The sequence below is a fragment of the Micromonospora echinofusca genome (assembly GCF_900091445.1).
Taxonomy (GTDB): domain Bacteria; phylum Actinomycetota; class Actinomycetes; order Mycobacteriales; family Micromonosporaceae; genus Micromonospora; species Micromonospora echinofusca.
In genome coordinates this window covers 2,353,952-2,367,500 of sequence record NZ_LT607733.1, presented here as the reverse complement: position 1 = coordinate 2,367,500, position 13,549 = coordinate 2,353,952, and the positions used below count along the sequence as shown (strand labels likewise).

The 13,549-nt window shown below is 73.0% G+C and carries 11 protein-coding genes (1 of these 11 only partly in view); 6 read left to right on the top strand and 5 right to left on the bottom strand.

The window, feature by feature from the left end:
* The 5 genes in view from GA0070610_RS10475 to GA0070610_RS10455 are tightly spaced (at most 27 nt apart) and all read right to left on the bottom strand, a layout consistent with a single transcriptional unit that may run on beyond the window.
* Positions 1-459, bottom strand: the 5' portion of a protein-coding gene (locus tag GA0070610_RS10475; protein ID WP_088999846.1) for a hypothetical protein. It extends 180 nt beyond the left edge of the window; the window shows 459 of its 639 coding nt (coding positions 1-459); it begins with the start codon at positions 457-459; its stop codon lies beyond the left edge, outside the window.
* A complete protein-coding gene (locus GA0070610_RS10470; RefSeq protein WP_392567298.1) occupies positions 456-1,352 on the bottom strand; it encodes a carbohydrate ABC transporter permease in 897 nt (298 codons plus the stop codon). The genes GA0070610_RS10475 and GA0070610_RS10470 overlap by 4 nt, the downstream gene beginning before the upstream one ends.
* The gene (locus tag GA0070610_RS10465; protein WP_088999845.1) at positions 1,349-2,329 is read right to left on the bottom strand and encodes a carbohydrate ABC transporter permease; all 981 of its coding nucleotides are present in this window, start codon (positions 2,327-2,329) and stop codon (positions 1,349-1,351) included. Before GA0070610_RS10465 ends, GA0070610_RS10470 begins: the two co-directional genes overlap by 4 nt.
* 27 nt (positions 2,330-2,356) lie before the next feature.
* Positions 2,357-3,706, bottom strand: a complete 1,350-nt coding sequence (locus GA0070610_RS10460) for an ABC transporter substrate-binding protein (RefSeq protein WP_088999844.1) — start codon at positions 3,704-3,706, stop codon at positions 2,357-2,359.
* A 19-nt stretch (positions 3,707-3,725) separates the two neighbouring features.
* Positions 3,726-4,853: a LacI family DNA-binding transcriptional regulator gene (locus GA0070610_RS10455; RefSeq protein WP_088999843.1), complete on the bottom strand. Its 1,128-nt coding sequence runs from the start codon at positions 4,851-4,853 to the stop codon at positions 3,726-3,728.
* Between the two features lie 239 nt (positions 4,854-5,092).
* Between GA0070610_RS10455 and GA0070610_RS10450 the strand changes: the two genes are divergently transcribed.
* The 6 genes from GA0070610_RS10450 to GA0070610_RS10425 all read left to right on the top strand — a co-directional run bounded on the left by GA0070610_RS10450 (position 5,093) and on the right by GA0070610_RS10425 (position 13,456).
* Entirely contained in the window at positions 5,093-6,421 is a 1,329-nt protein-coding gene (locus GA0070610_RS10450) for a Gfo/Idh/MocA family protein (RefSeq protein ID WP_088999842.1), read from the top strand.
* A 30-nt stretch (positions 6,422-6,451) separates the two neighbouring features.
* Positions 6,452-7,876: a glucuronate isomerase gene (uxaC, locus tag GA0070610_RS10445; RefSeq protein WP_088999841.1), complete on the top strand. Its 1,425-nt coding sequence runs from the start codon at positions 6,452-6,454 to the stop codon at positions 7,874-7,876.
* On the top strand, positions 7,873-9,177 hold the full coding sequence (locus tag GA0070610_RS10440; protein ID WP_088999840.1) for an enolase C-terminal domain-like protein: 1,305 nt from the start codon (positions 7,873-7,875) through the stop codon (positions 9,175-9,177). Before uxaC ends, GA0070610_RS10440 begins: the two co-directional genes overlap by 4 nt.
* Positions 9,168-10,658 (top strand): mannitol dehydrogenase family protein, encoded by a 1,491-nt coding sequence (locus tag GA0070610_RS10435; RefSeq protein ID WP_172896513.1) that lies wholly within the window; start codon positions 9,168-9,170, stop codon positions 10,656-10,658. Before GA0070610_RS10440 ends, GA0070610_RS10435 begins: the two co-directional genes overlap by 10 nt.
* A complete protein-coding gene (locus GA0070610_RS10430) occupies positions 10,655-11,899 on the top strand; it encodes a Gfo/Idh/MocA family protein (RefSeq protein ID WP_231926048.1) in 1,245 nt (414 codons plus the stop codon). The genes GA0070610_RS10435 and GA0070610_RS10430 overlap by 4 nt, the downstream gene beginning before the upstream one ends.
* A gap of 171 nt (positions 11,900-12,070) precedes the next feature.
* Complete coding sequence (locus GA0070610_RS10425) at positions 12,071-13,456, top strand: pectate lyase family protein (protein ID WP_088999839.1); 1,386 nt, start codon at positions 12,071-12,073, stop codon at positions 13,454-13,456.
* The last annotated feature ends 93 nt before the right edge of the window (positions 13,457-13,549 follow it).

The following is a 13,549-nucleotide window of genomic DNA, read 5'->3' as shown; positions in this document are numbered from 1 at the left end:
CGCGGCGCGGGCGGCGGCGCGCCACCCGCGCCCGCCGCGGCGGCCGACCTCGACCACGACCAGCGCGGCGTACCCGGCCAGGGCGGCGGCCACGCCGACGGTGACCAGGAGCAGCGGTGCCCCGCCGGGAACCCGGCCGCCGGCCAGCGCGGCAACGTCCACGGCGAGCAGCCAGAGGGCGGCGACCGCCAGCAGGCTCACCCCGGCGCCGGGCAGCAGGGCCCGGCCGTAGCGGGTCAGGTTCTGCCGGGCCGAGGGCCAGGATCCGGTGCTGTACCGGTCGTGCACCGCCGCGCTCGCCGCGGCGACGGACGCCGCCGCGGTGACCACCGGCAGCGCCGCCAGGGTCAGGGCGACGCCGAGCACGGCCAGGTCCGTGGCGTCGGTGAGCACGTCGCGCCAGTCGCGGCGGGCCGGCGCGTCGTCCGGGCCCGGCCCGGCGTCGGGGTGCGGCCTCATCCCTTGAGCCCGCTCGTGTTGATGCCCTCCACCAGCATGCGCTGGAAGGCCACGAAGAACAGGAACACCGGCAGCAGCGACAGCACCGACATGGCGAACATCGGGCCGACGGCGCTCTGGCTCGTCGAGTCGATGAACAGGGTCAGCGCCACCGGCACCGTGTAGTCCTCGAGGTCGGAGAGGAAGACGAGCTGGCGGAAGAAGTCGTTCCAGGTCCAGATGAACGAGAAGATCGCCGTGGTGACCAGCGCCGGTCGGCTCAGCGGCAGGATCACGTGCCGGAAGATGCCGAAGGCGTTCGCCCCGTCGATCTTGGCGGCCTCGTCGAGTTCGCGCGGGATGCCCCGCATGAACTGCACCATCAGAAAGACGAAGAACGCCTCGGTGGCCAGGAACTGCGGGATCAGCAGCGGCAGGTACGGCCACTCGCCGCCGACCAGGCCGAGGCTGCGGAACAGGATGTACTGCGGCACGATCAGCACGTGACCGGGCAGCAGCAGCGTCCCGATCATGACGGCGAACCAGACGCCACGCAGCCGGAACCGCAGCCGGGCGAAGGCGTACGCGGCGAGCAGGCAGGAGACGCCGTTGCCGATCACGGTCAGCAGGCTGACCATCGCGCTGTTGAGGAAGAACCGGCCGAAGCTGAAGTCGAAGTTGGTCCAGCCGTCGGCGTAGTTGCCGGGGGTGAACTCGTTCGGCAGCAGGCCGATGTTGTTGACGATCTCCTCCTGGCTCTTCAGGGACGTACCGATCATCCAGAAGAGCGGGTAGAGCACGACCGCGACGATCGCGATCAGGATGAGCAGGCGCAAGGCCTGCCCGCCGCCCGCGCGGCGCGGACGCCGCGGGCCGGTCGCCGCCGGCGTCACCGGGGTTGCCGTCGCCGTCACCGGTCCTCCCCGTCGGAGTAGTGCACCCAGAACCGCCCGGTGCTGAAGAAGATCGCTGTGATGATCGCGATGGCGACCAGGAAGACCCAGGCCATCGCCGAGGCGTAGCCCATCTCCAGGTCGGTGAAGCCGGTGATGTAGAGGTTCAGCGTGTACATCAGGGTGGAGTCGACCGGGCCGCCGGTGCCGTTGCTGAGCACGAACGCGGCGGTGAAGCCCTGGAAGCCGTTGATGGTCTCCAGCACCAGGTTGAAGAAGATCACCGGCGAGAGCATCGGCAGGGTGACGGCGACGAACTGCCGCCACTTGCCGGCGCCGTCGACGGAGGCCGCCTCGTAGAGCTCGGTCGGCACCTGCTTGAGACCGGCCAGGAAGATCACCATGGGCGCGCCGAACTGCCAGATGGCGAGCACCATCAGGGTCTCCAGGGCCCAGTCGGGGTCGTTGACCCACGGCTTGCCCTCGATGCCGACGACGGCCAGCAGCGAGTTGAACGCGCCCTCGCGGTTGAACATGTTGACCCAGACGATGGCGAGCGCGACGCTGCCGCCGAGCAGCGACGGCAGGTAGAACAGGCCGCGGAACAGCCCGACGCCCCGCCAGGCGCGGTTGAGCAGCAGGGCCACCCCGAGCGCGGCCGCCAGCTTCAGCGGCACGGCGACCAGGGCGAAGGTGAGCGTCACCCGCACCGAGTGCCAGTACGACGGGTCGGCGGTGAACATCCGCTCGTAGTTGGCGAATCCGACCCACTCCACCTCGGAGAAGGGGGTGAGGATGTCGTAGTTCGTGAAGCTCAGGTAGAGCGACAGGAGCATGGGTATCGCCGTGACGGCCATCAGGCCGAGCAGCCAGGGCGACAGGAAGACGTAGCCGGCCAGACCGTCGCCGTGCCGGGTCCGCCCGACCCCGCGCCTGTCGGCGGGGGTCGGGACGGATCCGGTACGTCGGGTCGGGTCGGGCGCCGTGGTCAGAGCCACGAGCCGGTTCCTCTCCGTAGCGTCAGGTCAGGCGATGGCGGACTTGCAGGCGGCGATGAACTGCTCCGCCGCCTGGGCGGAGCTGATCCGGCCGTACTGCGCGTTCTCGGCGGCCTTGATCAGCTCGGCGCGGACCTTGCTGTGCCCCTTGAGCGGCACCTGCGGCGCCTCGCCGAACTTCTGCGCCAGGTCGGACTCCACCTGGATCGACTGCTTCATCGCCGGGTCGGTGACGTCGTCGCTGACCACCCGGCGCAGGTCCAGGTTGGACGGCAGGCCCCGGTCGGTGCCGAGGATCTTGACCGCCTCGGGGTCGTTGGCCAGGAAGTTGATCACGTCGACCGCGACGTCCTTGTGCTTGCTGCCCTTGAAGACCGACCAGTACATGGAGGCGCGGGCCCACTGGGCGCTCGGGTCGCCCGGGTAGGCGATGACACCCAGCTCGTCCTTGGTGTTCTTCTTCAGCTCCGGCATCTGGTTGACCCAGACCCAGCTGGTGCCGGCCTTGCCGGTGACCACGAGCTGCTTGGTGATGTCGGTGGCGTTGCCCTCGTGGATGACGTCGGGGGTCGGGGTGGCGCCCCGGTCCCGGGCGCCCTTCCACAGGTCGAACCACTTCGTCACGTCCTCGGCGGTGAAGCCGAGCTCCCTGCCCTTGTAGAGGTCCTTGCCCTGCTGGCGCAGCCACACCCAGAACGCCTTGTAGTCGGCGCTCGGGTCCTGGGTGCCGGGAACCTTGGTCTTCTTCGCGACCTGCTCGGCCCAGGCGATGTGCTCCTCCCAGGTCATCCCGGTGGTCGGCTCGGGCAGCCCGTTCTTCGTCAGCAGCGTCTTGTTGTAGACCAGACCCTGGGTGTTCTCCCCCGAGGCCAGGCCCGCGAGCTTGCCGTCGACCACGCCGTACTGCCAGAGGCTCTTCGGGAACTTCGACACGTCGAGGTCGCCGGAGTCCTTGTAGGGCGTCAGGTCGAGGGTGGTGCTGCGGGAGGCGTACTCGGCCAGGTAGTTGTCGTCGATCTGGAACAGGTCCGGCGGGTTGCCGCCGGCGGTGAGGGTCGCCAGCTTGTCGAAGTAGCCCTGGTTGGCCTGCCAGGTCTTCTCGAAGGTGACGTTCGGGTGCTTCTTGGTGTAGAGGGCGAGGGCCTCCTCGGTCAGCTTGGCCCGGGCCTCACCGCCCCACCAGAAGACCGAGAGCTTGACCGGGGCGTTCGGGTCGGTGCTGGCATCCTCGTCGCCGCCGCAGCCGGCGGCACCGAGGACCAGGGGTAGGGCGACGACCGCGGCGAGCATGCCGCGGATCAAACGCCGTCGGCGGACGGGGGTACGGTGAACGGGCACGGCCGGCGTGCCAGTGGTGGGGGGCGTGGCGGGGTGCATGTGCGCTCACTCCTTGGCGTTAGGAGGCGACGACGCCACCGGTGGCCGCGGTCGGGCGACCCGGGCCCGCAAGGCGATGCGGGCCCGGGACGACCAACTCGGCGTCGGGACGGTTCCGACCGTCCGCCGGCGCGGCGGCGGTCGAGTCGCGGATGACCAGTTCGGTCTGGAGCATTACCTGTGCGGTGGTACGACGGTCGTCGCTCGTGACACCCCGACCGCCGCGTGAGCCACGGGCGGCGACGGTGTCGTGTTGCAGGAGCATGTCGACGGCCGTCCGGCCGGCGGCCGCGTTGGGCGTGGCCACCGTCGTCAACTTGGGCCGGGTGAGCCGGCTGAGGGCGATGTCGTCGATGCCGACGACGCTCACGTCCTGCGGGACGCGCAACCCGAGGGTGTCGAGCCCTTCGATCAGGCCGATCGCCATCAGGTCGTTGTAGGCGAGGACCGCCGTGGCCTCACTGCGGCGGACCTGCTCGGCGAGGGCCGCGCCGCCGGTCTCGGTGGGCTGGTTGGGCCCGAGCACGGTGAACTCGGCGCCGCCGGCCCGCGCCGCGACGCCGGCCGCCCGGCGGATCTCCCGGCTGGTCCAGGAGCCGCGCGGCCCGCTGAGCAGCGCGATGCGTCGGTGACCGAGGCCGAGCAGGTGTTCGACGGCCGAGCGGGCGCCCTGCCCGACGTCCATGGTGACGCACGGCAGGCCGGCGACCTGCCGGTTGATCACCACCAGCGGAACCTCGCGGCTGAGCTGTTCGATCATGCTGTTGCTCATTCGCGGGCTGCACAGCAGCACCCCGTCCACCTGCTTGGCCAGCGCGTGGACCAGCTCCTCCTCGGCGATCGGGTCCTCGTTGGTGTCGGCCACGAAGACGTGGTAGTCGCGTTGGCGGGCCTGGCTCTCCGCCGCCTTGATCAGCGGCGGGAAGAACGGGTTGGCGATGTCCGCGATGATCAGGCCGATGTTGTGCGTACGGCCGGTGATCAGGGCGCGGGCGGCGCGGTTGGGCCGGTAGCCGAGCTCCTCGGCGCAGGCCAGCACGCGGCCCCGGGTCTCCGGGTTGACCAGGTGCGGGGCCGAGAACGTGCGGGAGACCGTGGAGATGTGCACGCCGGAGGCCCGGGCGACGTCTCGGATGGTGGCTGGCACGGCGGGGCCCTTCGTCCAGTGTGGCTGGGGTCACGTCAGGTGTCGCCAATTAATGCAAACGGTTGTGCCGGTGTCAACGGCCGATGGTTACAGATGCGTTTCGGCCGCGCTCCCACCATGCGCTCAAATGCCCATCAAAGCGGATCTATGCCGCCGGTTTGGCATCGATCGTTGACGCCGCCAGGCGGCTCGTGGTTATTTCGCTGCAAACCTTTGCAGCAACACGGGAGGCGGTCGCCATGTCGTCCAGCACCGGTCAGCGGGTCCGCCACGCCCTCGTCGGCACCGGCTCGCGCGCCGAGATGTTCGTCCGGGCGCTGGTGCGCGACCACGCCGACACCGCCGAACTCGTCGCGTTCGCCGACGTCAACCAGGCCCGCATGGACGCCCACAACCGGTGGCTCGGCGAGCTGGGGCACCCGCCGGTGCCGACGTACCGGGCCGACGACCTGGCCGCCATGCTCGGCAAGGAGCGCGTCGACGTGCTGGTGGTGACGAGCGTGGACGACACCCACGCCGCGCACGTCGACACGGCGCTGCGCGCCGGCTGCGATGTCATCACCGAGAAGCCGATGACCGTCGACGCCGCCGGCTGCCGGCGGATCCTCGACGCGGTCGCCGACACCGGCCGGCAGGTACGGGTCGCGTTCAACTACCGCTACAACCCGTTGCACGAGAGGCTGCGCGAGCTGCTGGCCGAGGGCGCCGTCGGCGAGGTGGGCTCGGTGCACTTCGAGTGGCTGCTCGACGTGCGGCACGGCGCCGACTACTTCCGCCGCTGGCACCGCGACAAGGCGCACTCCGGCGGGCTGATGGTGCACAAGGCCGGCCACCACTTCGACCTGGTGAACTGGTGGCTGGACGCCACCCCCGTCGAGGTCTACGCGTCCGGCCGGCTGTTCTTCTACGGCGAGGCCGGCCGCCGGCACGGCTACGCGCGCGACTACGACCGGGCGCACGGCTCCCCCGCCGCCGCCGACGACCCGTTCGCGCTGCGCCTCGACGCGCACCCGAAGCTGCGCGAGCTCTACCTCGACGCCGAGGCCGAGGACGGCTACCGGCGCGACCGCAACGTGTTCGCCCCGGGCGTGGACATCGAGGACGACATGGCGGTGCTGGCGCGCTACTCCACCGGGGCGACGATGACCTACCACCTCACCGCGTACGCCCCCTACGAGGGCTACCGGGTGATGGTCAACGGCAGCCGGGGCCGGCTGGAGCTGGAGGTCGTGGAGAGCGACCACGTCAGCCCGGCGTCCGCCGGGGCGCTCAAGGGCGCGGCGCTGCACGGCGACGAGGCCGCCGCCGAGGCCGGCTCCGCCACGCTGACCCTGCGGCCGTTCTGGGCGCCGCCGCGGGTCGTACCCGTGACCGGGCACACCCGCTCCGGGCACGGCGGCGCCGACGCCCGGATGGCGCGGGTGCTGATCGGCGGCGAAGCGGACCCGATGGGGCGGGCGGCCACTGCCCGCGACGGCGCCCTCGCCCTGCTCACCGGGCTGGCCGCGAACCGGTCCTTCACCACCGGCGCCCCGGTCCGGGTCGCCGACCTGCTCGACCTCCCCTGAGCCGCGCACACCTTCCGAGGAGCCCCATCCGTGCCCACGACCGACCTGCTCTTCCCCGCCGACCCCGCGCAGCGCGCGGTGGCCCGCCGGCTGTACGCGCTCGCCGCGCCCCAGCCGATCATCTCCCCGCACGGGCACGTCGACCCGGCGATCCTGGCCGAGGACCGCCCGTTCCCCGACCCGGCGCGGCTGCTGATCGTGCCCGACCACTACCTCACCCGGATGCTGCTCAGCCAGGGCGTCCCCCCGGCGGAGCTGGGCGTGCCCACCGTCGACGGCAGCCCCACGGAGCCCGACGGGCGCACCATCTGGCGGCGCTTCGCCGCGCACTGGCACCTGTTCCGGGGCACCCCCTCCCGGCTCTGGCTGGAGCAGACCTTCACCGACGTCTTCGGGGTGCGCACCCCGCTCTCCCCGGCCACCGCCGACGCCGTCTACGACGAGCTGGCGGCCCGCCTCGCCGAGCCGGAGTTCCGGCCCCGGGCGCTGTTCGAGCGCTTCGGCATCGAGGTGCTCGCCACCACCGAGTCGCCCCTGGACGACCTCGGGCAGCACGCCAAGCTCGCCGCCGACGGCTGGGGCGGGCCGGGCGGCCGGGTGATCACCACCTTCCGGCCGGACAACGTGGCCGACATGGAGTTCGACGGCTGGGCCGGCAACGTCGCCCGGCTCGGCGAGATCACCGGCGAGGACACCGGCACGTACGCCGGCTACCTGGCGGCGCTACGCCGGCGGCGCGAGGCCTTCATCGCGGCCGGCGCCACCTGCACCGACCACGGCCACCCCACCGCGCGCACCCTGGCGCTGGGCGCGGACGAGGCGGCGCGCCTGTACGACAAGGGCCTGCGCGGGCTCGCCGACGCGGCCGACGCGGAGACGTTCCGGGCGCACATGCTGCTGGAGTTCGCCCGGATGTCGCTGGACGACGGGCTCGTCATGCAGCTGCACCCCGGCGCGGTGCGCAACCACAACCGCTGGCTGTACGCCCGGCACGGCCGCGACGTCGGCGGCGACCTGCCGCAGGCCACCGAGTACCTGCACGCGCTGACCCCGCTGCTGGACGCGTACGGCAACGACCCTCGGCTGCGGGTGGTGCTCTACACCCTCGACGAGTACACCTTCAGCCGGGAACTCGCGCCGTTGGCGGGCGGGTACGCCGCGCTGTACCTGGGTGCGCCGTGGTGGTTCCTGGACTCGCCGGAGGTGCTGCGCCGCTTCCGCGAGTCGGTCACCGAGTCCGCGGGCTTCTACAACACCGCCGGGTTCGTCGACGACACCCGCGCGTTCTGCTCCATCCCGGTACGCCACGACGTGGCCCGCCGGGTCGACGCCGCCTACCTGGCCCGGCTGGTCACCGAACACCGCCTCGGCGAGGACGAGGCCGCCGAGACCATCGTCGACCTGGCGTACCGGCTGCCGAAGAAGGTCTTCAAGATCGGAGAGAACCTCCTGTGACTGTCACCGTCACCGCCGTCGAAGTGCACGACGTGCGGTTCCCGACCGCCGCCGCCGGCGACGGATCGGACGCGATCAACCGGGGCGACTACTCGGCCAGCTACGTCGAGCTGCGCACCGACGCCGGCGTCACCGGGGCCGGGTTCACCTTCACCAACGGTCGCGGCAACGAGCTGACCTGCGCGGCGATCCAGGCCCTCGCCCACCACGTGACCGGCCGCACCGTCGAGGAGATCTTCGCCGACCCGGTGGCGTTCTGGCGCTCGCTCAGCGCCGACGTGCAGCTGCGCTGGCTGGGCCCGGAGAAGGGGGTCATCCACATGGCCACCGGCGCGCTGGTCAACGCGGTCTGGGACCTGCGCGCCAAGCTGGCCGGCAAGCCGATGTGGCAGCTGCTCGCCGAGCTGCCCACCGAGGAGCTGGTGGCCAGCGTCGACTTCCACCACATCACCGACGCCATCACCCCGGACGAGGCGGCGGCCATCCTCGACAAGGGGCTCATCGGGCTGGACGAGCGCCGCGCCGGGCTGGAGCGCGACGGCTTCCCGTCGTACACCACGTCGGTGGGGTGGCTGGGCTACCCCGACGACAAGGTCCGGGCGCTGACCCGGCAGGCGTACACCGAGGGTTGGCGGGCCATGAAGATGAAGGTCGGCGGTCCGCCCGCCGACGACCTGCGCCGGGCGCGGATCATCCGGGAGGAGATCGGGCCGGACGCGCTGCTGATGATGGACGCCAACCAGGTGTGGGACGTCGACGAGGCGATCACCAACATGACGGCGCTGGCGGAGGTGGACCCGTACTGGATCGAGGAGCCGACGCACGCCGACGACATCCTCGGGCACGCCCGGATCGCGCGCGCGGTGACGAAGCTGACCGACGGCCGGTGCCGGGTCGCCACCGGTGAGGTGGCCGCCAACCGGGTCATCTTCAAGCAGTTGCTCCAGGCCGAGGCGATCGGCGTGATGCAGATCGACGCCTGCCGGGTCGGCGGCGTCAACGAGGTCCTCGCCGAGATCCTGATGGCGGCGAAGTTCGGGGTGCCGATCTGTCCGCACTCCGGCGGCGTGGGCCTGTGCGAGTACGTGCAGCACCTGGCGGTCTTCGACTACCTGCGAGTCGGCACCAGCCTCGACGGCCGGATGGTGGAGTACGTCGACCACCTGCACGAGCACTTCGTCGACCCGGTGCGCACCCGCGAGGGGCGCTACCTGCTGCCGACGGCCCCCGGCTACAGCTCCACGATGAGGCCGGAGTCGATCGCCGAGTTCCGCTTCCCGGACGGGCCGGTGTGGCGGTGAGCGTCGGCGCCGCCCGGCTCGGTCTCGGCACGCTGCGCCGGGTGCCGACCGACAGCCGCCCGCTGCTGCGCCCGGGCAGCGCGCCCGCCGGGATCGTCCACCTCGGGCTGGGCGCGTTCCACCGCGCCCACCAGGCCGTCTACACCGAGGAGGCGATGGCGCACGCCGGGGGCGACTGGGGCATCGTCGGCGTCGCGCCGCGCAATCCCGACGTGGTGACGACGCTGGCCGCGCAGGACAACCTGTTCAGCGTCACCACCAGCAGCGGCGAGGGCTGCCACACCCGCGTGGTGGGCGCGCTGGCGGGCACGCGGCACGCCGCCGGCGACCCCGCCGCCGTGGTGGCGCTGCTGGCCGACCCGGCGATCCGGGTGGTCACCCTCACCGTCACGGAGAAGGCGTACCAGCTCGACCCGGTTACCGGGCGGCTGCGCCCGGACCCGGAGGTCGCCGCCGACCTGCGCACCGACCGGGTGCCAGCCACCGTGCCGGGCCTGCTGCTGCGCGGGCTGCTGGCCCGCGCCGCCGCGCAGGGCCCGCCGCTGGCCCTGGTCAGCTGCGACAACCTGCCCGCGAACGGCCGCCGGCTGCGCGGACTGGTCGAGCAGTCGGTGGCGTACGCCCGGGTGCCGGAGCCGCTGGCCGACTGGGTACGCGAGTGCGTCAGCTTCCCCGGCACGATGGTCGACCGGATCGTGCCGGCCAGCACGGCGCAGACCCTCGCCGACGCCGAGCGGGCGCTGGGGGTGGCGGACCTGGCGGCGGTGGTGGCCGAGCCGTACCGGCAGTGGGTGATCGAGGACGACTTCCCGGGCGGCCGGCCGGCCTGGGAGCGGGCCGGTGCGGTGCTCACCACGGACGCGGGGCCCTGGGAGCGGCTGAAGTTGCGCGCCCTCAACGGCGTGCACTCGGCCGCCGCCTACCTGGGGGCGCTGGCGGGCCGGGAGACCATCGCCGACGCGCTGGCCCTGCCGCACCTGACGACGGTGCTGCGGCACCTGGTCGCCGAGGACGTGGCGGCGAGCTTCGACCCGCCGGAGGGGGTCTCGGTCGTCGCGTACGGTGAGGAGGTGCTGACGCGGTTCGCCAACCCGGCGATCCGCCACCGCACCCTCCAGGTGGCGATGGACGGCTCGCAGAAGCTGCCGCAGCGGGTCCTGCACACGATCGCCGACCTGCGGGCCGCCGGGCGGTCGGCGCGCTGGGCCACGCTGGTGGTGGCCGCCTGGCTGCGCTTCGCCCAGGGCCACGCCGACGACGGCAGCCTCCTGCCGCTGGCCGATCCGCTCGCCGAGGAGATCCGCGCGGCGCTCGCCGCCGCCCCGCGTACCCCCGCCGGGGCGGTCGACGCGGTGTTCGGGCTGCGCGAGGTCTTCCCCGCCGAGGTGGCCGCCGACGACGACGTACGCGCCGAGGTGGCCGGGTGGCTGGCCGCCCTGGAGCGGCACGGGGTGGCCGCGACGCTGGCGGGTGCCAGGTGACGGCCGCCGCGCCGGGACGGGCCGGGCCGCCACCGCCCGGCGCGGTGCCCCGGGTCGCCGTCGTCGGGGCCAACGGGCACGGGCGCTGGCACCGGCGGGTCGTCGCCCCCCTGCACGCCGCCGGGCGGCTGCGGCTGGTCGCCCTGGTCGACGTACGCCCGATCGAGGACGACCCGGCGGCGCCGGTGCCGGACGGCACGGCGGTCCACACCGACCACCGGGAGATGCTGCGCACGGCCCGGCCGGACGTGGTGGTGGTCTGCACCCCGCCGCACACCCACCTGCCGATCGCGCTGGACGTGCTCGCCGCGGGCGCCGACCTGCTGCTGGAGAAGCCCCCGGTGCTGTCCACCGCCGAGCACCGGGAGCTGGCCGACGCCCTCGCCGCGACGGGCCGGGCGTGCCAGGTGGGCTTCCAGGCGCTCGGCTCGGCGGCGCTGACGGAGCTGACCGACGCGGTGCGGGCCGGGCGGCTCGGGACCGTCACCGGCATCGCGACGGTGGCGGCCTGGCAGCGCTCCGACGCCTACTACGCGCGGGCGCCGTGGGCCGGACGGCGGACGCTGCACGGCCGCCCGGTGCTGGACGGCGCGCTGGCCAACCCGCTGGCGCACGCCGTCATGCAGTGCCTGGCGGCCGCCGAGGCCGCCGGGGACGGGCCGGTGGTGCCCGCGCGCATCGAGGTGGAGCGCTACCGGGTCCGGCCGATCGAGGTGGACGACACCGCGACCCTGCGGGTGTCGTCCCGCTCGGGACCGCCGATCGTCGCGGCGGTGACCCTGGCCGGCGAGGACTTCGTCGCCGGCGAGGTGATCGTGACCGGCACCGCCGGCCGGGCGGTGCTGGAGTACCCGACCGACCGGCTGCTGCTGCCCGGCGACGCCCGGCCGCGCGAGGTGCCCGGCCGGCGCGGGCTGTTGGAGAACCTCCTCGATTACCGCGCCGATCCGGGCGTGCCGTTGATCGCGCCGCTGGCGCGGACCGCCCCGTTCACCACGGTGCTGGAGGCGGTCACCACCGCACCGGAACCGACCCCGCTGGGCGGCGACCTGGTCACCGCCACGGGCGACGGCCCGCAGCGGGTGCTGACCGTGCGCGGGATCAACCGGCTGCTGCGCCGGGCGGCCGAGGAGGGGGCGCTGCTGTCGGAGCTGGCGGTGCCGTGGGCGGTGGCGCCGCACCGCAGGGACCTGACCGGGGAGGAGGGACCGCAACGCACTGCAACTGAACCGCCCGCCTGACGCGGGTCCATATCGGATATAGCGGCGCTATCCCGACCCAGGGCGGTCGGGACGATACCGGCCGATCGGATCAATTGCAACACTTTTGCACACGCTACTCATTGACTCGCATAAATCGTGAAACCTACCGTTGCCCCATATCGAACAGGCGACGAACAGGTGGTCCGATAGATGTGGAAGCAGACACTGGGCGCGGCGACGATCGCCGTGGCGCTCGCGGCGACGTCCGGGAGCGCGGCGGCGGCCCCGGACGGCGGGGCCGCTCCGGCTCCGGACGGCGCGGCCGCCACGACCGGCGGGCTCTCCTGGGCCGCCCGGCACCTGGGTCGGCAGGCGCTGCCGGCCGGGGACGGCTGGGCGGCCGAGGGGACCGGCACCACCGGCGGCTCGGCGGCGACGCCGGAGCAGGTGCACGTGGTCGCCAGCCGCGCCGAACTGGTCGCGGCCCTCGGCGGTGACAACGCCACCAACCGGGGCAACGCCACCCCTAAGATCATCTACGTCCGGGGCGAGGTCGACGGCTTCGAGGGGCCCGACGGGAGCACGCTCGACTGCGCGGACCTCGCCGATCCGGAGTACTCGCTGCCGGCGTACCTCGCGGCGTACGACCCGGCGGTCTGGGGTCGGGTGGCGCCGAGCGGACCGCTGGAGGCGGCGCGGGTGCGCTCCGTGGCCAACCAGACCCGGCAGACCCAGATCAACGTCGGCCCGAACACCACCATCGTCGGCCTGGCCGGCGCCCGGCTGACCGGCCTGACGCTGATGCTCGACGGGGCGCACGACACGATCGTGCGGAACCTGACCTTCGACGACGCCCGGGACTGCTTCCCCGCCTGGTCGCCCACCGACGGCGAGGCCGGCAACTGGAACTCGCAGTACGACCAGATCTCGGTGCGCCGCAGCGAGCACGTCTGGATCGACCACAACACCTTCACCGACGGCGACAACCCGGACAGCGGGCAGCCCGTGCACTTCGGCCGGCCGTACCAGGTGCACGACGGGTCGCTGGACGTCACGCACACCGCGAGCCTGGTGACCGTCTCGTACAACCGGTTCGTCGGCCGGGACAAGGTCATGCTGATCGGCTCGTCCAACACCGTCGGCCCGGACGTCGGGCGGCTGAAGGTCAGCCTGCACCACAACCTCTTCGACGGGGTGCTCCAGCGGCTGCCCCGGGTGCGCTTCGGGCAGGTCGACGTGTGGAACAACCACTACCGGCTGGGCGGCGGCGGGTTCGCGTACGCGATCGGCGTCGGGGTGCAGTCGGCCGTGGTCGCCGAGAACAACTTCTTCAGCCTCGGCGCCGGCGTCGCGGCCGACGAGCTGCTGTACGACTGGGGCGGCACCGCCGTCACCACCCGGGGCAACTGGGTCCGCGCCGCCGGGGACCGGGCCCGCCCGGTCGACCTGGCGGGCGCGTACAACGCGGTGCACGAGCCGGACCTGGCCCCGGACGCCGGCTGGACGCCGACCCTTCGACGCGGCCCCGTGCTGCCGGCGCCCGCGGTGCCGGTGGTCGTGGGGGCGCTGGCCGGCGCGGACCGGCTACCCCTGTAGGACGCCGGCCGCCGCGCCGTCGGGCGCGGCAGCCGGACGGCCGGTGGGCCGCCGCGTCCGGCGCTCAGCGCGGCGGCCCACCGGTGCCCACCA